16 protein-coding genes are annotated in these 19,750 nt (G+C 60.5%); 4 read left to right on the top strand and 12 right to left on the bottom strand.

The features are described from left to right. Positions 1 to 54: 54 nt before the first annotated feature. From JFU11_RS12865 to JFU11_RS12840, 6 genes are all read right to left on the bottom strand, one after another. On the bottom strand, positions 55 to 1,620 hold the full coding sequence (locus JFU11_RS12865; protein ID WP_201060794.1) for an amino acid permease: 1,566 nt from the start codon (positions 1,618 to 1,620) through the stop codon (positions 55 to 57). Between the two features lie 157 nt (positions 1,621 to 1,777). Next, on the bottom strand, positions 1,778 to 2,938 hold the full coding sequence (locus JFU11_RS12860) for an iron-containing alcohol dehydrogenase (RefSeq protein WP_123722220.1): 1,161 nt from the start codon (positions 2,936 to 2,938) through the stop codon (positions 1,778 to 1,780). 3 nt (positions 2,939 to 2,941) lie between these two features. After that, the gene (locus JFU11_RS12855) at positions 2,942 to 4,333 is read right to left on the bottom strand and encodes an aldehyde dehydrogenase family protein (protein WP_201060793.1); all 1,392 of its coding nucleotides are present in this window, start codon (positions 4,331 to 4,333) and stop codon (positions 2,942 to 2,944) included. A gap of 9 nt (positions 4,334 to 4,342) precedes the next feature. Continuing rightward, positions 4,343 to 5,716 (bottom strand): glutamine synthetase family protein, encoded by a 1,374-nt coding sequence (locus tag JFU11_RS12850; protein WP_201060792.1) that lies wholly within the window; start codon positions 5,714 to 5,716, stop codon positions 4,343 to 4,345. A gap of 227 nt (positions 5,717 to 5,943) precedes the next feature. After that, a complete protein-coding gene (locus tag JFU11_RS12845) occupies positions 5,944 to 7,701 on the bottom strand; it encodes an L-lactate permease (RefSeq protein ID WP_201121313.1) in 1,758 nt (585 codons plus the stop codon). Positions 7,702 to 7,836: 135 nt separating this feature from the next. Then, positions 7,837 to 8,478, bottom strand: coding sequence for a TetR/AcrR family transcriptional regulator (locus JFU11_RS12840; protein WP_201060790.1), 642 nt, complete (start codon positions 8,476 to 8,478; stop codon positions 7,837 to 7,839). 100 nt (positions 8,479 to 8,578) lie between these two features. Between JFU11_RS12840 and JFU11_RS12835 the strand changes: the two genes are divergently transcribed. Further along, positions 8,579 to 9,232, top strand: coding sequence for an NAD(P)H-dependent oxidoreductase (locus JFU11_RS12835; RefSeq protein ID WP_201060789.1), 654 nt, complete (start codon positions 8,579 to 8,581; stop codon positions 9,230 to 9,232). A gap of 349 nt (positions 9,233 to 9,581) precedes the next feature. On the opposite strand, the gene JFU11_RS12830 is transcribed toward JFU11_RS12835, so the two are convergent. Next, positions 9,582 to 10,520, bottom strand: a complete 939-nt coding sequence (locus JFU11_RS12830) for a class I SAM-dependent methyltransferase (RefSeq protein WP_201060788.1) — start codon at positions 10,518 to 10,520, stop codon at positions 9,582 to 9,584. 202 nt (positions 10,521 to 10,722) lie between these two features. On the opposite strand from JFU11_RS12830, the gene JFU11_RS12825 reads away from it, so the two are divergent. Then, positions 10,723 to 11,130, top strand: a complete 408-nt coding sequence (locus JFU11_RS12825; protein WP_123722230.1) for a response regulator — start codon at positions 10,723 to 10,725, stop codon at positions 11,128 to 11,130. 131 nt (positions 11,131 to 11,261) lie between these two features. Further along, the gene (locus JFU11_RS12820) at positions 11,262 to 11,930 is read left to right on the top strand and encodes an HAD-IA family hydrolase (RefSeq protein WP_201060787.1); all 669 of its coding nucleotides are present in this window, start codon (positions 11,262 to 11,264) and stop codon (positions 11,928 to 11,930) included. A 126-nt stretch (positions 11,931 to 12,056) separates the two neighbouring features. On the opposite strand, the gene JFU11_RS12815 is transcribed toward JFU11_RS12820, so the two are convergent. Continuing rightward, positions 12,057 to 12,716 carry an isoprenylcysteine carboxylmethyltransferase family protein gene (locus tag JFU11_RS12815; RefSeq protein ID WP_201060786.1) on the bottom strand — a complete coding sequence of 220 codons (660 nt, stop codon included), beginning with the start codon at positions 12,714 to 12,716 and terminating at the stop codon, positions 12,057 to 12,059. 273 nt (positions 12,717 to 12,989) lie between these two features. Between JFU11_RS12815 and JFU11_RS12810 the strand changes: the two genes are divergently transcribed. Next, positions 12,990 to 13,922: a pyridoxal-phosphate dependent enzyme gene (locus JFU11_RS12810; RefSeq protein WP_123722233.1), complete on the top strand. Its 933-nt coding sequence runs from the start codon at positions 12,990 to 12,992 to the stop codon at positions 13,920 to 13,922. 69 nt (positions 13,923 to 13,991) lie between these two features. On the opposite strand, the gene JFU11_RS12805 is transcribed toward JFU11_RS12810, so the two are convergent. From JFU11_RS12805 to mgtA, 4 genes are all read right to left on the bottom strand, one after another. Beyond that, complete coding sequence (locus tag JFU11_RS12805) at positions 13,992 to 14,288, bottom strand: DUF2388 domain-containing protein (protein ID WP_008012177.1); 297 nt, start codon at positions 14,286 to 14,288, stop codon at positions 13,992 to 13,994. Between the two features lie 290 nt (positions 14,289 to 14,578). After that, positions 14,579 to 14,932, bottom strand: coding sequence for a DUF2493 domain-containing protein (locus JFU11_RS12800; protein ID WP_123722234.1), 354 nt, complete (start codon positions 14,930 to 14,932; stop codon positions 14,579 to 14,581). After that, on the bottom strand, positions 14,920 to 16,575 hold the full coding sequence (locus JFU11_RS12795; protein ID WP_201060785.1) for a Na/Pi cotransporter family protein: 1,656 nt from the start codon (positions 16,573 to 16,575) through the stop codon (positions 14,920 to 14,922). Before JFU11_RS12795 ends, JFU11_RS12800 begins: the two co-directional genes overlap by 13 nt. Positions 16,576 to 16,797: 222 nt before the next feature. Beyond that, a complete protein-coding gene (mgtA, locus tag JFU11_RS12790) occupies positions 16,798 to 19,518 on the bottom strand; it encodes a magnesium-translocating P-type ATPase (protein WP_201060784.1) in 2,721 nt (906 codons plus the stop codon). Positions 19,519 to 19,750 lie beyond the last annotated feature (232 nt).

Here is a 19,750-nt window from a genome sequence, read left to right as displayed (position 1 = left end):
GCCCCCTCGCCACAGGTTCTGCACTTGGCACATCCTTTTTCCTGGCTATGGCAATCAGCTTCCAGCCTGTTTATTCAACGCCTCTTCAGCCGCTGCGATTTCTGCCTGACGCTTGATGATCATGTCGCCCACGGGCGGGCCCTGGAAGCGCCGGGCTTCAAAGGCGAACCAGATGATTGCCGTCAGAATCAGAAAACCGAGCGTGATGTACAGCGCCCAATCGTTCGGTGGCTGAATGCCGATCACAAAGATCAGCACCATCGAAAGGATCGAGAGGATGGCGAAAAACGAGTACATCGCACGCCCCATGTTCCACGGCCCCATGGTCGGCCACTTCGGGGTCCCGTAGGTAAACAGGCCCAGCACGATGGGAATGATGAAAGAGAAGAACAGGAAGATCACCGTGCAGGAGACCACGATCGTGTAAACCGGCGTTTCGCCGATCGATACCAGGGACGATCCCCACACGAACAACACCGCGAGAATGGCACCGGTCCAGATCGCCGCCACAGGGCTGCGATGGGTCGGTGAGACCGAGGCCAATGCTTTCGAGAAGGGCAGGCCGCCGTCACGGGAAAACGCGAAGATCATCCGTGAAACCGAGGTCACGGTCGCCAGCCCGCAGAGAACCTGCGAGATGAAAATGGCCAGGTAAAGCGCCATCTTGATCGCCGGGTTCACCTGAGTGTCCATCGCCCAGAAGAACACATTCCAACCCTGCTTCGCCGCTTCGTCCATGCTCGGCAACATCAGTACAAACGAGCAGAGCATGACCCAGCCGAACAGCAACGACCAGGCCACCGAGCTGACCATCCCGACCGGTACCGACACGGATGCCTGATGGGTTTCTTCGGAGGTATGCGCCGAGGCGTCATAGCCGGTGATGGTATAGATCGGCAAGAGCAGGCCGAGCATGAAAATCCAGCCATTCGAAACCTGTGGCCAGACGTTGCCGCCGGCCTCGCCGGAATAGTTGCCGAAGGTCACCAACCGGACGAACTCATAGCTGGGTGCGGCGATCAGGCAGACGATGGTCAGTGCGAGCGCCGTGGCAAAGATCAGGTAGCCCGAGAAGTCGGTGAGCTTTGCCGTCAGGCCGATGCCGAAGTGGTTACACAAGGCCTGGATGCCGGTCAGGATCGCCAGGAAAATGATCCGTGTGGTGATGGTGTCTTCCATTCCCAGGGCCGGTCCGAAGGCACCGAAAAAGAAGTAATAGGTACCGACGTTGATCGCGCCGAGCACCGTGATCAGCCCTAGCAGATTGAACCAGGCCGTCAGCCAGCCGGTGAAGCGGTTACCGAGAATCGAGCCCCAGTGATAGAGGCCGCCGGCCGTTGGGTAGGCCGAGGAAATCTGTGCCATGGCCATGGCGAAAACCCCGGAGATCAGGCATCCGAGTGGCCAGCCGATACCGATGGCTGCACCGCCCGCACCCGAGGTGCCCTGTGCCAGCGAGTTGATGCCACCCGAGAGGATGCAAATGATCGAAAAGGAAATGGCAAAGTTGGAGAAAACGCCCATGCGTCGCGAGAGTTGCTGGGCATAGCCCATGCTGTGCAACACCTTGAGGTCGTCGTCTTGTGGCGCGGTGGCGCCGGGTTGGCTTACTGGACTCATAGCGTGTGCTCTTGTTCAGGTTTTGATCCACATCCATCCGCGTGGTGCGTTGCCGAATGGGTTTGTCTTCAACCCCCTGTCGTACTGCTCCTGCCTCTAACGGTTGAAACCCATCCAGGCTGCGTGTTCACACGTTGGCCATGGACAGACGATTGCTCTAGAGACGGCCGTGAAACGCCGCGTCGAAAATTTCTGCCGCGCCAGTTCGTGTCAACGGCAACGGGTTGCCACCGGCGCAGGGGTCGACAATCGCCATGTCCGCGATCAAATCGGCCTGCTTGTCATCCACGCCCAGTTCAAACAGCGTATGCGGCACGCCGATGTCTTTGCGCAGCTTGAGGACGAAGGCCAGAAAGCTGTCGAAGCCTGGGGAGGGCAGACGCAAATAAGCCGCCAGACGGGTGATGCGTTCCTCGATGGCCGGGCGATTGAACTTCAACACATAAGGCATGAAAGTGGCGTTGGTCATGCCGTGGTGGGTGTCGTACAGAGCGCCCACCGGATGCGCGAGTGCGTGCATGCCACCCAGACCTTTCTGGAAAGCGGTGGCGCCCATCGCCGCAGCTGCCAACATTTGCGCGCGCGCGTCGAGGTCGGAGGGGGTGTGTACGGCTCGTACCAGCGCATTGGCCACCAGGCGCATGCCTTCCACCGCAATGCCTTCGGCCATCGGATGAAAACCGGGAGCGCAGTACGATTCCAGGCAATGGGCAAACGCATCCATGCCGGTGCCGGCGGTGACTTTTGCCGGCATGCCGATGGTGAGGGCCGGGTCGCTGATGACCACCCGCGGCATCATCTTCGGGTGGAAAATGATGCGTTTGGTGTGCGTACGTTCGTCGATGATCACCGCCGCACGGCCGACTTCGGAACCGGTGCCCGCGGTGGTCGGCACCGCAATGACCGGGGCGATGCTGCTTTCGTCGGCGCGTGTCCAGTAGTCGCCGATGTCTTCGAAATCCCAAACCGGTCGGGTCTGGCCGCTCATGAACGCGATGAGCTTGCCCATATCCAGGCCGCTGCCACCGCCGAAGGCGACCACACCATCGTGTTTGCCGGCACGCCAGGCATCGAGCCCACCCGCGAGGTTGGCTTCAATCGGATTGGGCTTGAGGTCGCAAAACAGTGCGACGCCAAGGCCGGCGGCGCGCAAGGATTCCACCGCTGCCGTGGTGATCGGGGCTCGCGCCAGGCCGCTGTCGGTGACCAGCAACGGTCGCTGGATCCCTTGGCTGCGGCAGACCTCGGCCAGTTCGGCGATGCGGCCGACGCCAAAGCGGATGCTCGTGGGGTAGTTCCAGTTCGCGGTCAGGCTCATGGCTCAGATCTCGTGGCGCAGATGGAAGGATTTCGCGCGGGTCAGGTGTTCATAGCCAAGGCGCGACAGCGTTACGCCGCGCCCGCTGTTTTTCACCCCGGTCCAGGCCAGGGCCGGGTCCAGATAATCGCAGCGGTTCATGAATACGGTGCCGGTGGCGATCTCGTCGCCGATGCGTTCGGCGGCGGCGAGGTCTTGTGTCCAGATAGACGCGCTGAGCCCGAACTCACTGTCGTTCATCAAGGCGATGGCTTCGTCGTCGCTGGCCACCGGTATGATGCCGACCACCGGGCCAAAGCTTTCTTCGCGCATCACCGACATTTGGTGGGTGACGTCCACCAGTACCTGCGGCGCGAGGTAGGCGCTGCCCGGTGCATCGGCGGCAAAGTCCTTTGGGTCGATTAGTGCCCTGGCCCCTTGTGCCAGCGCATTGGCGATCTGCCCGCGAACGAATTCAGCGGCGCTCGGTGTGATCAAGGGGCCGAGGGTGGTGGCTTCGTCCAGCGGATTGCCGAGTACGTATTGGCGGGTCAAGGCGACGAAGCGCTCGACAAAGACCGGGTAAATTTTTTCATCGACATAGATACGCTCGACGGCGCAACAGCTTTGCCCGGAGTTGAAGAAACTGCCGTCCACCAGGTTTTCCACCGCATGCTCAAGGTTGGCGTCTGCCCGGACGTAGGCGGGGTCTTTGCCGCCAAGCTCCAGGCCTACGCCGAGGAAACCTCCGACGGCCGCTTGTTCCATGGCCTTGCCGGCATCGACTGAACCGGTGAAGTTCACCTGCTGCACGCGTCCTGAAGCGATGATCGCGGCGGTCTGTTTATGATCGAGCAGCAAGTTGTGGAACAGTCCTTCGGGCAGATTGGCGCGGCGAAAGGCCTCGGCGAACCGTTCGCCGACCAGCAGCGTTTGCGAAGCGTGTTTGAGGATGACGCTGTTGCCCGCCATCAGCGCCGGAATGATCGTATTCACCGCCGTCAGATAGGGGTAATTCCACGGAGCGACGACCAGCACCGTACCCAGTGGTTCCCGTTTGATACAGCGCCGAAAACCGGTGATGGGCGCAGGTTCAATCGCTGCCAATGCCTCAGGCGCAATGGCGATCATGTGCCGCGCACGTTCTTCAAAACCACGCAGCTCGCCGGCGCCGAAGCGTATCGGGCGGCCCATCTGCCAGGCCAGTTCCGGCACGATCTCGGCCTTCATCGCCAGCATCGCATCCACGGCGGAGCTGCATAAGGCTGCGCGTTCGCTCAGTGGCCGGCGCTGCCATTGCGCCTGGGCAGTTACGGCAGCCGCCAGAGCCTGCTCGATCTGCGCTGCATCGGCACGGCGGCGTTCGGCGTAGACCCGGCCATCGACCGGGGAGATGAGTTGAACGATCTCAGTCATGGTGTGTGCTCAATAGCGCTCGAAGCCGCGCTGCAGTTCCCAGTCGGTGATGCGCCGGTCGTACTCTTTCTGTTCCCACTCAGCGGTATGCACGTAGTGGTCGATCACTTCGTCACCGAACGCTTCGCGCAACATGCTCGACGTCTTGAGCGCGGCACAGGCTTCGCGCAGGGTTTTCGACACTTCGGGCAAGTGCTCGTCGACGTAGGCATCGCCTTCGAAGGGCGGCGCCAGGCTGAGTTTTTCGTCGATACCGGCCAGGCCCGCGGCGATCAAGGCAGCGAAGGCCAGATAGGGGTTGAGGTCGGCGCCGCCAATACGGCATTCGATGCGGATGGCCTTGCTGCCTTCGGCGCACAAGCGAAAGCCTGCGGTGCGATTGTCCCGGCTCCATACGGCCCGCGTAGGCGCGAAAGTGCCGGCCTGGAAGCGCTTGTACGAATTGATGTAGGGCGCAAGAAAACAGGTGATGTCGTTGGCGTATTTGAGCTGACCGGCTACCCAGGAGCGCATCAGCTTCGACATGCCGAACTCGGCCTTGGGATCAAAGAACAGCGGCTTCTTGGCATTTTTGTCCCACAACGAATTGTGCACATGGCTGCTGGAACCGGCGGCGTCATAGCGCCACTTGGCCATGAACGTGATCGCCTTGCCTTGCAGTTGCGCGATCTCTTTGCAGGCGTGTTTGATGATCACGTGGTGGTCAGCCATGGTCAGGGCATCGGCATAACGGATGTTGATCTCTTCCTGCCCCGGCCCCCATTCACCCTTGGAGTTTTCCACCGGAATGCCGCTGGCTTGCAGGTGTTTGCGAATCGCCCGCAGGACCGGCTCCTCGCGGGTGGTCTGGAGGATGTTGTAATCCTCGATGTAGTGGCCAGCGGTTTTCGGCTTGTGATAGTTGCGCTTGTGGATCGCCTCATAACTCTCATCGAACAGATAGAACTCCAGCTCCGAGGCGAACATACCGGTATAGCCGCGTTCGCGCAGGCGCTCGATTTGCTTTTTCAGGATCGCCCGCGGGCTGTGCGGCAGGTCGCGTCGGTGGTGATGATCGAGCACGTCACAGAGCACCAGTGCCGTGCACTCAAGCCAAGGCACACGACGCAACGTGGCCATGTCGGGTTTCAGAACAAAGTCGCCATAGCCTTTGCTCCAGCTGGCTGCGGCGTAACCCGGCACCGGTTCCATGTCGATGTCGTCGGCCAGCAGGTAATTGCAGCAGTGGGTTTCTTCGTGGCCGCTGTCTATGAAAAACTCGACCTGGAATCGCTTGCCGACCAGTCGTCCTTGCATGTCGACCATGCAGACCAACACGGTATCGATTTCGCCTGCGGCAGCGGCGCGCTTGAGTGCATCAAAGCTGAGGAGGGGCTCGGTCATCACGTCAGTCCTGCGTGAAAAGTTTGGGCCTGTCTGAAGCAGCTGTTGCAGACGCTCTCCAGAAAAAACCAAAACCTGCAGAATCGAGCATCGTGAGCAATGAGCTGCTGAAAGCTTAGCCTACTGTTGCTATGCGCAAGTTTCGGCCTGATGTGAACGGCGATTATCTGGCCTGAGCCATGGCTCGGGTTGCGACTCCGAGCCATGGCTAACAGCGGTCGCCTCGGTTAATTACCGCCCACCACCATATGACTGAACGGCGCTACATACGCCTGCAACGTCACCAGCCCGCCGACGAGAATCGCCAGCACCACGGAGTGGAAAAACACGTAGCGCAGGATTTCACCTTCATGGCCGTACCAACGGGTGGCGGTGGACGCGACCACGATCGACTGGGCGTCGACCATCTTTCCCATGACCCCACCGGAACTGTTGGCCGCGGCCATCAATACCGGGCTCAGGCCCAATTGCTCGGCCGTTACCCGTTGCAAGCCGCCGAACAGCACGTTGGAGGCCGTGTCCGAGCCGGTCAGGGCAACGCCGAGCCAGCCGAGCAACGTGCCGAACATGGGGTAGAAAATGCCTGTTGCGGCGAAGGCCAGACCCATCGTGGCGTCGAGGCCCGAGTAGCGGGTCAGGAAGCCCAGGGCAAGCATGGCCACAATGGTGATGAGCGAGTAGCGCACCACCCATATCGTTCGCACGTATTGGTGCAGCAGCTGCGGGATGGAATAACCCATCAGCAGCCCGCCAAGGATCGCCGCCAGCAAGATGCCGCTGCCGGTGCTGGTGAGCCAGGTGAACTTGTAGATCGCGTCCTCTTTTTTAGGCGTGGGTACCACGGGCGGGACCTTCTCGATCTGTTGGTGAATCGTGGCGAAGGTCAAGGTCGGGGCAAAGATCGGGTTGGCCTCGCGCATCGGCTTGCCTTGGGGATCGAGCTTGGCCGAGTGGGTTTGCGGATCCATGACCGGGCGGGTATCGAACAGGTTTTTGAAGCTTTGAGTGCCCCAGGCAAAGACGAAGACCGTGAGGATGATCCACGGCATCCATGCGCGCATTACGGCGGGTTTGGCGTCGCTGGCAAAGGTCGCGCTGGGTTTCTCGTCCGGGTCAACATCCACCCTGGAGTTGTCGGTGCGCCCCGACAAGGCGGCGGAGGTATGCACAGTGGCCGGCTTCCAGACCTTGAGGAACCCGGTCAGGCAGGCCATGGAAATCAGCGCGGCGATTACATCCACCAGCATAGGCCCGTGGTAGTTGGACACGAGGAACTGCGGTATGGCGAAGCTGACGCCAGCGACCAGGATCGCCGGCCAGATTTCCAGCATCTTGCGCCAGCCGGCGAAGGCCCAGATCAGCCAGAACGGCACGATCACCGAGAAAAACGGTAGCTGCCGGCCGACCATCATCGACAGTTCCATTTCATCCAGCCCGGTCACTTTGGCCAGGGTGATGATGGGCGTGCCCAAGGCGCCGAACGCCACGGGCGCGGTATTGGCGATCAGTGCCAGGCCAGACGCGGCCAGGGGCGAGAACCCCAGCCCGATCAGAATGGCCCCGGTCACCGCCACGGGGGTGCCGAAACCGGCGGCCCCTTCGAAGAAGGCACCGAAGCAGAAGGCAATCAGCAGCAGTTGCAGACGTCGATCGTCAGTGATGCGCGCCAGGGAATCCTGCAGCACTTTGAACGAACCGTTCTCGGTCGTCAGCCGGTGCAGGAAAATGATGTTGAGCACGATCCAGCCGATCGGCAACAGACCGTTGGCGGCACCGTAAAGCGCGGCCGAGCCCGCCATGTTCGCCGGCATGCCGAAGGCGAAAATCGCAATCAGCAAGGCCGAACCCAGGGCCAACAACGCCGCCAGATGCGCCTTGATGTGGAAAAACGCCAGGGAGACCAGCATCACCACCACCGGCACCGCCGCCATGATGGTTGATAGCAACGGGTTACCGAAGGGGTCGTAGATTTGCTGCCAGACCATGTTCCACCTCTGCTTTTTATTGTTGTAGCGCAGGCCCCCAGGGGGGAAGGTGGCTTCTAGTATAGGTGGCATTACGCTGCTGTCCTGGCGGGGCTTGTCTCACGCTGAAGTTGCTTGCCAGGCGTTGAACGCTGTTCAGTCTTTGAGGCTGCTTCCAGTGCGTGCGCTCCTTTCGACCATCGTCACGATCGTTGCGAACAGTTCGTCCTGTGCCTGCACGGGCGTGATCTCGCCAGTCGCGGCGGCATGGGACAGCGCCTCGGCTGCACCGAGCATCGCCCGCAGACTCGCTGGCGCGATTTCACCCGTTCCGGCGAAAGGGAGGAGGGCGTTGCGGCACTTGTCCATGAAGATCGCTTCGTACTCGCGCTTGATCTTTTCCAGCTCGGGCGAGCTGGTCAATGCGGCGATCACGCCGGGTATCTCGCGGCCCTGAAGAAGGACGCAGTCGACATATGAAGACGCGATGACCATTGCCTTGCTGGCCAGCGTCGGTTCACTGGTTTGAAGCGCGGCGTCCATGAGTGCGGTCTGACGCGCGTCGAACTCCTGATAAAGCGCCGCCAGCAACCCGGGGCGGGTGGTGAAATGATCGTAAACCACCGGTTTGGTCACCCCCGCCTGTTCGGCGAGCCGGCCCAAGGTCAAGGCTTCCGTGCCTTCCTCTCGAACCAGCTGCCAGGCGACATCCAGCAACTGGCGCTGGCGCTCTTCCCGCGACATCCGACGGCGCGGTTGCGGGTTGGAATCCTGTTCGGGTATTTCGGTGCTTGACATGCTTATGTACCAAAAGTAGCTTACTGATCGTAACTTACCAAGAGTATATAAGGCTCGCTTCTAGCCCTCAAACGCTCATTCCGTAGCAGGAGTCTTCGACATGCATGCACTCATCGTTGTGGCTCACCATGACCCTCAGTCGCTCACCCATAGCCTCGCGAGGCACGTCGCCGAAGGTGTATCCGGGGCCAACCCAGACAACTCTTTCGAAATCGCAGACCTCTGGGCGCAAGGGTTCGATCCGAGGTTCGGCGCGGCCGATCTCGCCGTCCATCATCGGCAAGCACCGCCTCCCGCCGATGTTGCGGCCGAGCAGGCGAGGATCGATCGCGCCGATGCACTGGTGCTGGTGTATCCGGTTTATTGGTGGTCGATGCCGGCGCTGCTCAAAGGCTGGATCGATCGGGTGTTCGCCAACGGCTGGGCATTCGATTTCAGTGCGGATGCCAAATTGGAGAAGAAGCTTCGCCACCTGCGGGTTCACCTTGTGGGTATCGGTGGCGCCGACGCGGGAACTTATGCACGCCACGGTTATGCCGACGCCATGAAGACGCAGATCGACCATGGGATCTTCGATTATTGCGGTGCCAGCGTTGTGACGTCCGAGCTGCTGCTCGACTCGGAAATTCAGGAGCCGACGGTTCATCTGGAGGCTGCGCGGGTGATCGGTCGTGATCTTTTCGATGCATCCAGGTGCAGCGACGCGGCCCAGGATGTTCACCACTGCCAACCGGCCAGCGCCAACGCTTTTTGAAAGACAAAAAAAGAGCCTCGAAGCTCTTTGATGGGGAGGAAGTAGAGCCGGAGGCTCAAGATGCGCATGAAACAAGTGGTGAGCTTATTGGGGTTCAGTTCACTCACCACCTACGCAACGGCTTAAACCTCCAACCGCCACGTATCAACATCGTAAGAAGCCGGGGGCTGGCACTCAAGTACCATTAGTCTAATCCCCCCGGCCTGCATTGGTGTTGCAGCCGCGTGGAATCAACATCAAAAGATCGCAGGCTTCGCCAGCTCCTACATTGACCGTATGCAACCTCAATGTAATGGGTGTACCCAACCCCCGTAGGAGCTGCCGCAGGCTGCGATCTTTTGATCTTCAACTACCCCTGTCTGAAGACCAACGCCTTCAACCCGCACTCAACATCGGCATCGGGAAACTCCGGCGGATTCTCCAGCCGCTGCTCAAACCGCAGGCTCGGCGCTTCGCGGGTGACGCCGTCGATGAGAAAGTCTGCACCGAACGCCGGATCGTTCATGCAGGCCAGTACCGTGCCCTGAGGGCTGAGCAGTTCCGGCAGGCGGCGCAGCACGCGCTGGTAATCCTTGGTCAGCAGAAAACTGCCTTTCTGAAAGGACGGCGGGTCGATGATGACCAGATCGTATGGACCCTTGCCGATCACCTTGCCCCAGGACTTGAACAGGTCATGGCCGAGAAAACTCACCTTGCTCAGGTCATGGCCGTTGAGCCGGTGATTGTCGCGGCCACGGCTCAGGGCCGGGCTGGACATGTCCAGATTGACCACATGCAACGCGCCCCCCTCGATGGCCGCTACCGAGAAGCCGCAGGTATAGGCGAACAGATTCAACACGCGTTTGCCCTGAGCATTGGCCCGCACCCAGTCGCGGCCGTAGCGCATGTCGAGGAACAGGCCGGTGTTCTGTTTGCGGCCCAGGTCCACGCGATAATGCAGGCCGCCCTCGGTGATCGTCATCTCGTCGATCGACTCCCCGAGCAGCCATTCGGTGGTGCTTTGCAGCAGATAGCGATGTTGCAGCAGCAAGGTGTGCGCGCCGGATTGTGTCCACTCCGGCGTCTGAGTGATCTCCAACAGCAACCGCTTCAAATCCTCCAGCTGCGCAGCGTCTGGTTCCTTGAACAGCGAGACCAGCACCACGCCCTGCAGCCAGTCGACAGTCAATTGCTCCAGCCCCGGCCAGCAGCGGCCACGGCCGTGGAACAGCCGACGAGTTTCTGCGGGTGCAGCCGCAAGCGCAGTCAGCAAATGGTCGTGGAGGACGGAGAGGGCATCTGGGTTCATCGGGCAAAGTCGGCCGTGCATGGGGGGGCGGCATTTTAACCACAATTATGCGCTGACAAACGGTCGTATTTGTCAGCCTGGACGGAGAATGCCCAAGTCAGCTGTATCAAAAATGAATTTCCGCGAAGTCCGCTGCTCATACCTGTAGGTGGCGGATTTGAGCCCGCGCAAATCATTTACGTAATCAGGGAGTGGCACGGTCATGGGGCCAGTATCGACGGCGGGCGGGCACTTGTCTGACGGTTTGATTCTTGTGGTTGAGGATGACCCGTTGATCCTGGAGTTTCTGTGCGAAATTCTTCAGGAGGAAGGCTTTGCGGTTGAACCACAGGTCAGCGCGGACGCCGCGTCGCAGTTTCTGGAGCAACACGCGCCAGAGGTAGGACTGTTGCTGACGGACATCACCATGCCGGGCAAGCTCAATGGCGCAGACCTGGCCAATCAGTTCGGCGACCGTTGGCCGGACAAACCGATCATGATCATGTCCGGCTTCGAAACTCCGAAAAGCTCCGGGGTCAAGCATCGGGTTGCGTTCATCAAGAAGCCTTGGGCGGTGGGGCAGTTGCTCGATTGCGTGCAAAACGCCTTGCATTCGAACCGCCACCTGTAGGAGCTGCCGCAGGCTGCGATCTTTTGATCTTCGCTTTTAAAAGCAAAATCAAAAGATCGCAGCCTGCGGCAGCTCCTACGTGGGTGATGTACATTGCCTGACAACATTCGCCTGGTTCTGGAAATCGCCCTTTGTCAGTTCAAGCATCCGTGTTCAACACCTCGTACCGCGCCTTTCTGTTCGATATGGACGGAACTGTCCTCAATTCCATCGCTGCCGCCGAGCGGATCTGGACCATCTGGGCCCTGCGTCACGGGGTCGATGTCGAAACCTTCCTGCCGACCATCCACGGCGTTCGCGCCATCGACACCATTACCCGTCTGGCCTTGCCCGGGGTAGATGCTGAAGCTGAAGCCGCGTGGATCACCGAGGCGGAAATCGAGGATGTGGAAGGGGTTGTCGAGGTGGCTGGCGCGGCGAGTTTCCTGAAGTCGCTGCCCGCCAATCAATGGGCCATCGTCACCTCCGCACCACGGGCATTGGCCCTGCGCCGAATGGCGGCGGCAGGCATTCCCGAACCTGGCGTGATGGTCACCGCCGAAGACGTCAGCGCCGGTAAACCCGACCCTGCGGGCTATCGGCTGGCCGCTCGTCGGTTAGGGGTCGAGCCCACCGAGTGCCTGATCTTCGAAGACGCCGCCGTGGGGATTCGTGCTGGTGAAGCGGCGGGCGGCCACGTCATGGTCATCACCGCGACCCATGTTCGTCCGCTCCAGACTCCGCATGCGACCCTGGCCAGCTACGACTTGGTCGAGGCCCGTGCGGACGCCGATGGCCGAATCTGCCTGCATTCTTTCTGATCGACCGCGTCCCCTGTGGGAGCTGGGCTTGCCCGCGATGGCGTCGGCACAGACAACATAAATCCCTTGGCAGACCGCAGCGGCCCCATCGCGAGCAAGCTCGGCTCCCACAATGATTGATGTGAGTCAGTAAACCCCGGGGATCAACCGCCAAGTCCTGCTGCAATAAGCCTCGTATTCACTGCCAAACTGCGTGCGTAACAGCGCTTCTTCGGAGCGAATGCGAGCGATCAGCGGGATCAACATTAGCGCCACCAGCAGCAACCCGACCCCGGAACGAAAGGCCAGCGCCCAGCCCACGCCATTGATCAGCAGCCCCAGATAGCTGGGGTTGCGCAAGGTCCGATAAATCCCGTCGGTGACCAGGCGATGCCCCGGTTGAATCGCCACCAGTCCGCTGAAGCGTTTGCCCAGTACAAACACCGGCCACATCCGCAGCGCGCCGCCGCCGATGAACAACAGCACGCCGAGCCAACGCACGCCCTCACCACCGAAGGTCCAGAAATCGATCCGGTCGGTGTAGGCCGGCAGATACCCACTCAGCAATCCCAGCACCCCAAAAACTGGCAACACCCAGCGATTGGCCCGGTCTTCACGTTCGCCGGAGCTCAGGTTGCCTTCGCTGAACAAAGACACGACCGCCATCACTAGGGTTGCCAACGCAATGACCGCCAACGGCGGGCGGGAGAAAAAAGCCGCCAACCCGCCCATGCCGAACACCGCGAGCGCGAGGTAGGCAAGGGTGCTGACGAGGGTGAAAAAGGCGAGTTTGGGCGAGATTTTCATGACTGACTTCGCAAAGGGCATGTAGGAGCTGCCGAAGGCTGCGATCTTTTGATTTTGACCCTATCAATATTGCTCAAAGTTCAAAATCTCAAAAGATCGCAGCCTGCGGCAGCTCCTGCGCGGTTGTTCGGTCATTCGACGCGGCACCGCGTTATCGCTAAAACGGTAACCGGGGGGCTGGGTGAACTAAGCTTTGGATAAGGATGATTCTATCTACTCACCCCCGGCTCGTTGAGCATCTCGACGAGCCGGGAGCGTCACCAGGAGCACACGATGCTTCACATCAGAACGCCCCTGATTCTGCACCCAGGCCTGTCGACACCGGCCCGGCGGATCTGGCTCAAGCTGGAAAACCTGCAACCCAGCGGCTCGTTCAAACTTCGCGGCATGGGCCTGCTGTGCAGCCAGGCAGCGGAGCAAGGCAAGCGCAAAGTGGTTTGTCCTTCCGGAGGGAACGCCGGGTTGGCCACCGCCGTCGCCGCCGCCAGCCTTGGGCTGAAAGCCTGCATCGTGGTGCCGAAAACCACCCCGGAAACCACCCGCGCCAGGATCAGGAAAACCGGTGCCGAGGTGATCGTCCATGGCAAGGTCTGGGACGAAGCCAATCAACGGGCGAAAGAACTCGCAAAGGGCGCGGACACTGAATACGTGCCAGCCTTCGATCATCCGGTGCTGTGGGAAGGGCACAGCACGATGGTCGATGAAATCCTCGAGGACTGTCCTCAGGTCGATGTGTTGGTGACGTCGGTGGGCGGCGGCGGTTTGCTGGCGGGCCTGCTCACTGGTCTGATCCGTCATCAGCGCATGGATTGTCGAATCGTTGCTTGCGAAACCCAGGGCGCAGCGTCTTTCGCAGCCGCCGTGAGTGCAGGTCACCCGGTCAGATTGCCGCGCATCGATACCGTCGCTACGTCACTCGGGGCGGCGCAAGTGGCGGCCTGGCCGGTGCAGCACATCCTCGACTTTGCCCACGAATGCGTGGTGCTCAGCGATGATGAGGCGATCATGGGCGTGGTTCGTTACGCCAACGACCTGCGTCAGTTGGTCGAGCCGGCGTGCGGCGTTTCATTGGCGGTAGCGTACCTGGACCATCCAGCGATTGCCGAGGCCCATGATGTGGTGATTGTGGTATGTGGTGGCGTCAGCATCAGCGCACAGTTAGTGGCCGGCTGGGCGCACCTGTCCGCTGGGGCGCAAGCAACCTAGGGCCCGAACACTATCCAGTGTTGCGAGCCCCACGGCTGACTTTTACAGGTTTTAGCGACCGATTGGACCTTATTGGGCGAGGATCGCTTTGGCCAGGTCCTCGTCGCTTGCCTTGAGGTCGGGATGATTTTGTCGAATCTCCTTCAACACCGACTCCAGATAAACGCCGCGAATCGTACCGCCACTCGCCACGAAGCTAGAGGCATCATCCCGTGCGGGAATCACGATTTTGTCATCCTTGAACGTCGAGTACAGCGATGCGGAGACCCCGGCCGAAGTGGCGACATCTTTTGCATCTACATCGGCCATGGCCGAACCAACGGGCAAACAAAGCACTAGTGAAGATATGAGCAACAGACGGCGCATGACGGCGTCCTCCGAAAGCGAAAGGAAGTAACACATAATTTAGGATGCCTGGCAGCGCTCAGGAGTTCCCTGCTGATTAGATATATGCACAGGCGCCCTGTAGCAGCTGCCGAGCCTGCGAGGCTGCGTTCGGCTGCGAAGCAGTCGTAAAATCAGAGATTGCGGTGTATCAGGCAGACCGCGTTAGCCGGATTCACGACTGCTTCGCAGCCGAACGCAGCCTCGCAGGCTCGGCAGCTGCTACAGCGGGTGCGTTGCGGTTGAAGTTGCTTGATTGATCGGCATCAGGATCAGCCCCGATCTCCGACCGATAAGGTTTGCAAACCGGCCGCCCGGGCTTGGGCGACCAGTTCTTCGGTGTCTTCGCCGCCGGGCAGGGCGATCACTACGTCCGGTCGGCTGTCGAGCAGCATGAAGTGGTTGCGCAGGCGTTCGGCTGACTTGCCGTGTCGCTGCCAATTGGGCGGGTAGCGCACGATGTCGGCGCCTTGTTCCCGGCCCCACTCTTCAATTTCGCCGCCCAGAAAGCGATTGCCGCCATGAATCAGCACACGCACCGGATGCATGCGCTGGAAGGCGTCGAGTACTCGTCGGCACAGACGTTTATCGGCGTAATAACGCCCGGCACAGATCAGCAGACGCATGACGGGTTTTCCTTTGCCTGGTCGATGTTCTCGATCGAGCGCTCACCGGCACGTTCGAGCAGCGGATACGCCAGCGCGGCGATGTGGTGATGCACACGCCGGTAATCACGCAGCACCCGCTGGAAAATATCGCCGGATTCAGCCCAGGTACTTTTGTCTTCCTGCAACTGGCGAAAGTGCTCGCGGCTGGCTTCTGCTTCGAGTCGTCTGACAGTTTCTTTGCGTTGTATCAATTGGTGCGCGGTGGCGATGTCTTCGCGCAGGAACACGGTGATCGCCAGGCTCAAACTCTCCAGCACGGCGTCGTGCAGCGGGGCGATGTTGCCCAATTCGAAGGCCGAGAACTGTTCATCTCGGCGCAAGCGGCGCATGGCCAATTGCGCGAGGCTGCTGGAAAGAATGTCCGCGGCATGTTCGAGGTTGATCACGAACGTGAGGATCTCCTGGGAGCGATCGGCATCGCTGTCGCTGATGCCTTCCTTGCCGATGTCGGCCAGATAAGCCCGAATCGCCGCGCTGAGCAGGTCCAGGGATTGATCGATGCGCCGCACTTCATCGGCGCAGGCCGGTAGCGATGTGTGGAGCAGCTGGAGCATCCGGCCGAGCATGGCCGAGAGCATGTCAGCCATGCGCAAGGCTTCGCGGGCGGCATTCGACAAGCCGATGTTGGCCACTTCCAGACCGGCCTCATCCAGGTAGTGCGGCATGCCAGGGTCGACATCCCGCTTAGGCGCCGGCAGCCATCGGGTGAGGGCATTGGCGAGCACGTCGGTCAGGCCGATGAACACCAACCCCAGCAGCAGATTGAAACCGGTGTGCAGGCACACCACCAGCGTCGAGGGCGCGAGCGGCACCTGAGCGAGCAACCCGGCAAACGGCAAGACCGCCAGGGCACCGACCGTCCGCACCAGCAGATTGCCCAGCGGCAGGCGTCGGCCGACGCTCGAACCGGCGTTGATCACCGAAGGCAGCGCACCGCCGATGTTCACCCCCAATACCAGCGCGACAATCGTGCTGGCCGAGAGCATGCCGGTCGCGGCCAACGAGATGATCAGCAGCACCACGGCCACGCTGGAGTGGCAGAGCCAGGTGAGGATCAGCGCCACCAGCAGTGCAATCAGCAGGTCGCCATCGAGGCTCTGCATGATGAGCTGAAAGATCGGCGTGCCTTCGACTTCCGCCAGCGTCGAACCGAGCATGTGCAGGGCCAGCAGCATCAGCCCCAGGCCGATCAGCGCGCTGCCGACGCTTTCGTAGCGCGAGTCATCACGCAGCCGAAAGACGATCAGGCCCGCCAACAAAACAATGGGTGTGAGCATCGACACATCGGCGCTGAGCAGTTGCACCACCAGGGTCGAACCGATGTTGGCGCCGAGCATCACCGCCAGTGCCGGAGCCAGTCCCAGCGCCCCGGCAGCGGTGAACGAAGTCGCCATCAGGCTGACGGCGGTGCTGCTTTGCAGGACGCCGGTGATGCCGATGCCGGACAACAAAGCCATCCAGCGGTTATTCAGGTTGTGGCCCAGCCATTGACGCAGTGGCGTGCCGAAGCCGCGCAACAACGCCGAAGAAATCATATGAGTGCCCCACAGCAACAGGGCGATGGAGCCTGCGAGGTTGATCAGTAGAGTAGTTCCCGACATGAGGACTCTCCCTTTTACGTACTGCATTTATTGACGGCCTGAGAGCCGGAGGGATGGTGCGGTAAACACGAAATCTGTGGGAGCGGGCTTGCCCGCGAAGGCGGTGTGCCAGGCGACATACATGTTGACTGATGCTCCCTCTTCGCGGGCAAGCCCGCTCCCACAGGGATTGCGGTGTTCACGTTATTTGGGTTTGCTCCCTCGCTTCGGGGGCTTACACCATCAGAACCATTGCTTGAAGCGACGGATGTAGAGGGTTTTCATGAGCTGTGCGAACACGCAGTAGCTGAGCAAGGTGCCGACCAGCCATGGGAAGTACGCCCACGGCAGCGGTTGCAGACCGACCAGCGTGCCCAGTGGCGAGAACGGAATGTAGATGCCCAACACCATCACCAGCCCGGTCATCAGGATCACCGGTAACGCCGCAGTGCTCTGGAAGAACGGGATTTTCTGGGTGCGTAGCATGTGCACCACGAGGGTCTGGGACAGCAGCCCTTCAATGAACCAGCCGGACTGGAACAGGCCCTGCATTTCCACGCTGTTGGCGGCGAACACGTACCACATCACCGCGAAGGTGGTGATGTCGAAGACTGACGAGGTCGGCCCGATCCACAGCATGAAACGGCCGATGTTCTTCGCATCCCACTTGCGCGGCTTGCGCAGGAATTCCTTGTCCATCTTGTCCCACGGCAGCGCCAGCTGAGAGATGTCGTACATGAGGTTTTGCAGCAGCAAGTGGATCGACAGCATCGGCAGGAACGGAATGAACGCGCTGGCCACCAGCACCGAGAACACGTTGCCGAAGTTGGAACTGGCGGTCATGTTCAGGTACTTCATGATATTGCCGAAGGTTTCGCGGCCCTTGAGCACGCCTTCTTCGAGCACCATCAGGCTCTTTTCCAGGAGGATGATGTCGGCCGATTCCTTGGCGATGTCGGTGCCGCTGTCCACCGAAATACCGACGTCGGCATCGCGCAGGGCAGGGGCGTCGTTGATGCCGTCACCAAGGAAACCCACGGTGTGACCGTTGGCCTGCAAAGCCTTGAGCACCCGGGATTTCTGCAGTGGCGTCAGTTTGGCGAACACCGTGCGCTCCTCGACCCGCACCTTGAGGGTGGCATCGTCCATCTTCTCGATGTCTTGGCCGAGCAGCGGTGTGCCGGGTTCCAGGCCGACTTCGCGGCAGATCTTGCAGGTCACTACGGCGTTGTCGCCGGTCAGCACTTTGACAGTCACGCCCATATCACGCAGCGCGGCAATCGCCGGGCCGGCGGTTTCCTTCGGTGGATCGAGGAAGGTCAGGAAACCGCGAATCACCAGTTCGCGTTCGTCAGTGGTTGCGTACTGGTTTTTCGTCTGTGCCTTCGGGATCTCGCGGGTAGCGACCAACAGCACCCGGAAGCCGTCCTGGTTGTACTCGTTGGCCAGGGCCAGCAGCGCCTGGCGACGCTGATCATCCAGTGCCACGACCGTGCCGTTTTCATGGAGGTGGCTGGCGATGCTCAGCATTTCCTCGACCGCGCCTTTGCACACCATCAGGTGATCGTCGCGGCTGTCCTTGACGATGATCGACAGGCGCCGACGCACGAAGTCGAACGGCAGTTCATCGACCTTGCTGTAGGCGAACGGCACGCGGAATGTTGGATTGCGATTGGCGAACTGCACCACCGCCTGGTCCATCAGATTTTTCAGGCCGCTCTGGTGGTGGCTGTTGAGCCAGGCCAGTTCCAGCAGCGAATCGTCGCGCTGGCCATTGATGTCGACATGGTGTTCAAGAATGATCTTGTCCTGGGTCAGAGTGCCGGTCTTGTCGGTGCACAGCACGTCCATCGAACCGAAGTTCTGAATCGCATTAAGGCGCTTGACCACCACTTTGCGCTTGGCCATGGCCATGGCGCCTTTGGCCAGGTTGGCGCTGACAATCATCGGCAGCATTTCCGGGGTCAGGCCGACCGCCACTGCCAGTGCAAACAGGAACGCATCGCTCCAGTCACCTTTGGAGAAGCCGTTAAGCAGGAACACGATTGGCACCATGACCAGCATGAAACGGATCAGCAACCAGCTGACGCTGTTCACCCCGCGGTCGAACGCGGTTTGCACCCGTGCCCCGACAATGGCTTTGGCCAGTGAGCCGAAGTAGGTGCGCGAACCGGTAGCGACCACCACTGCTTTGGCGGTGCCGCTGACCACGTTGGTGCCCATGAAGCAGATGTTCGGCAGGTCGAGCAGGTCGGACTGATTGGCTGCGCTGCCGGTCGCTGACTTCTGCGCCACGTCCCCCAGCGTGTCGTACTTCTCGACGGGCAAGGCTTCGCCGGTCAGTACGGCCTGACTGATGAACAGGTCGCGGGATTCGATCAGGCGGATGTCCGCCGGGATCATGTCGCCAGCGCTGAGTTGCACGATGTCGCCGGCCACCAGTTCGCGCATCGGTACTTCGCGCAGCACTGGCGAGCGGTCCTTTTGCTGGCGACGCAGGACGGTGGCGGTGGTGCGCACCATGGCCTTGAGGGTTTCGGCGGACTTGGCCGAGCGGTATTCCTGCCAGAACCGCAGCAGGCTGCTCAGGCTGACCATGGTCATGATGATAATGACCTTGGTCAGGTCGGCGTCGTCGCCTTGATCCTGGCTGATCGGCAGCCAGTAGTCGGTGAAAAAGCTGATGCCTGCCAGGGTCAGCAGTACATAGATGAAGGGATTGTTCAGGGCTTTGAGCAGTTGGACGATGGCGTGAGGCGGCTTGTCGTGGGCGACTTCGTTGTGGCCTCCACGCGCCAAACGGCCTTCAGCTTCGAGTTCGGTCAAACCGTCAGCGGTGGCGTTGAGGTTGGTGAGGGTTACGGTCAGGCCGTTTTGCGCTTCCCGGGCGGCACGCATCGACAGCTTGGCGTTGTCGCTGGAGGTGCCCCGGGTGGTTTTCTTTGCGGTTTTTACAAGGGTCATTGCTGTGCTCCTGCCGCAGTCTTGCGGCACGACACACAGGTACTCAGCTAATCAAAGACGAGCGCACGTATGTCGAGCCGCAAATAAGCGATCGAGTCGGATGATTGTGTTTTGATGTTTTAACGTTCGCTGTCCATCAACTAACACGTGACAGGCAACGAACCGACTACTGGCTTCGTCCATAACTAACTCCAATAACATTTGTTTTTAACAGGCAGCAGGAAGTTGTCGG

Origin of the sequence: Pseudomonas sp. TH37, from assembly GCF_016650735.1 — a bacterium.
Classification (GTDB): Bacteria; Pseudomonadota; Gammaproteobacteria; order Pseudomonadales; family Pseudomonadaceae; genus Aquipseudomonas; species Aquipseudomonas farris.
This window is presented reverse-complemented; position numbering and strand designations above follow the sequence as displayed.

Coding starts and splice junctions, on each gene's coding strand:
- JFU11_RS12865 (WP_201060794.1), bottom strand. CDS start 1,620: ATGAGTCCAGTAAGCCAACCCGGCGCCACCGCGCCACAAGACGACGAC.
- JFU11_RS12860 (WP_123722220.1), bottom strand. CDS start 2,938: ATGAGCCTGACCGCGAACTGGAACTACCCCACGAGCATCCGCTTTGGC.
- JFU11_RS12855 (WP_201060793.1), bottom strand. CDS start 4,333: ATGACTGAGATCGTTCAACTCATCTCCCCGGTCGATGGCCGGGTCTAC.
- JFU11_RS12850 (WP_201060792.1), bottom strand. CDS start 5,716: ATGACCGAGCCCCTCCTCAGCTTTGATGCACTCAAGCGCGCCGCTGCC.
- JFU11_RS12845 (WP_201121313.1), bottom strand. CDS start 7,701: ATGGTCTGGCAGCAAATCTACGACCCCTTCGGTAACCCGTTGCTATCA.
- JFU11_RS12840 (WP_201060790.1), bottom strand. CDS start 8,478: ATGTCAAGCACCGAAATACCCGAACAGGATTCCAACCCGCAACCGCGC.
- JFU11_RS12835 (WP_201060789.1), top strand. CDS start 8,579: ATGCATGCACTCATCGTTGTGGCTCACCATGACCCTCAGTCGCTCACC.
- JFU11_RS12830 (WP_201060788.1), bottom strand. CDS start 10,520: ATGAACCCAGATGCCCTCTCCGTCCTCCACGACCATTTGCTGACTGCG.
- JFU11_RS12825 (WP_123722230.1), top strand. CDS start 10,723: ATGGGGCCAGTATCGACGGCGGGCGGGCACTTGTCTGACGGTTTGATT.
- JFU11_RS12815 (WP_201060786.1), bottom strand. CDS start 12,716: ATGAAAATCTCGCCCAAACTCGCCTTTTTCACCCTCGTCAGCACCCTT.
- JFU11_RS12810 (WP_123722233.1), top strand. CDS start 12,990: ATGCTTCACATCAGAACGCCCCTGATTCTGCACCCAGGCCTGTCGACA.
- JFU11_RS12805 (WP_008012177.1), bottom strand. CDS start 14,288: ATGCGCCGTCTGTTGCTCATATCTTCACTAGTGCTTTGTTTGCCCGTT.
- JFU11_RS12800 (WP_123722234.1), bottom strand. CDS start 14,932: ATGCGTCTGCTGATCTGTGCCGGGCGTTATTACGCCGATAAACGTCTG.
- JFU11_RS12795 (WP_201060785.1), bottom strand. CDS start 16,575: ATGTCGGGAACTACTCTACTGATCAACCTCGCAGGCTCCATCGCCCTG.
- mgtA (WP_201060784.1), bottom strand. CDS start 19,518: ATGACCCTTGTAAAAACCGCAAAGAAAACCACCCGGGGCACCTCCAGC.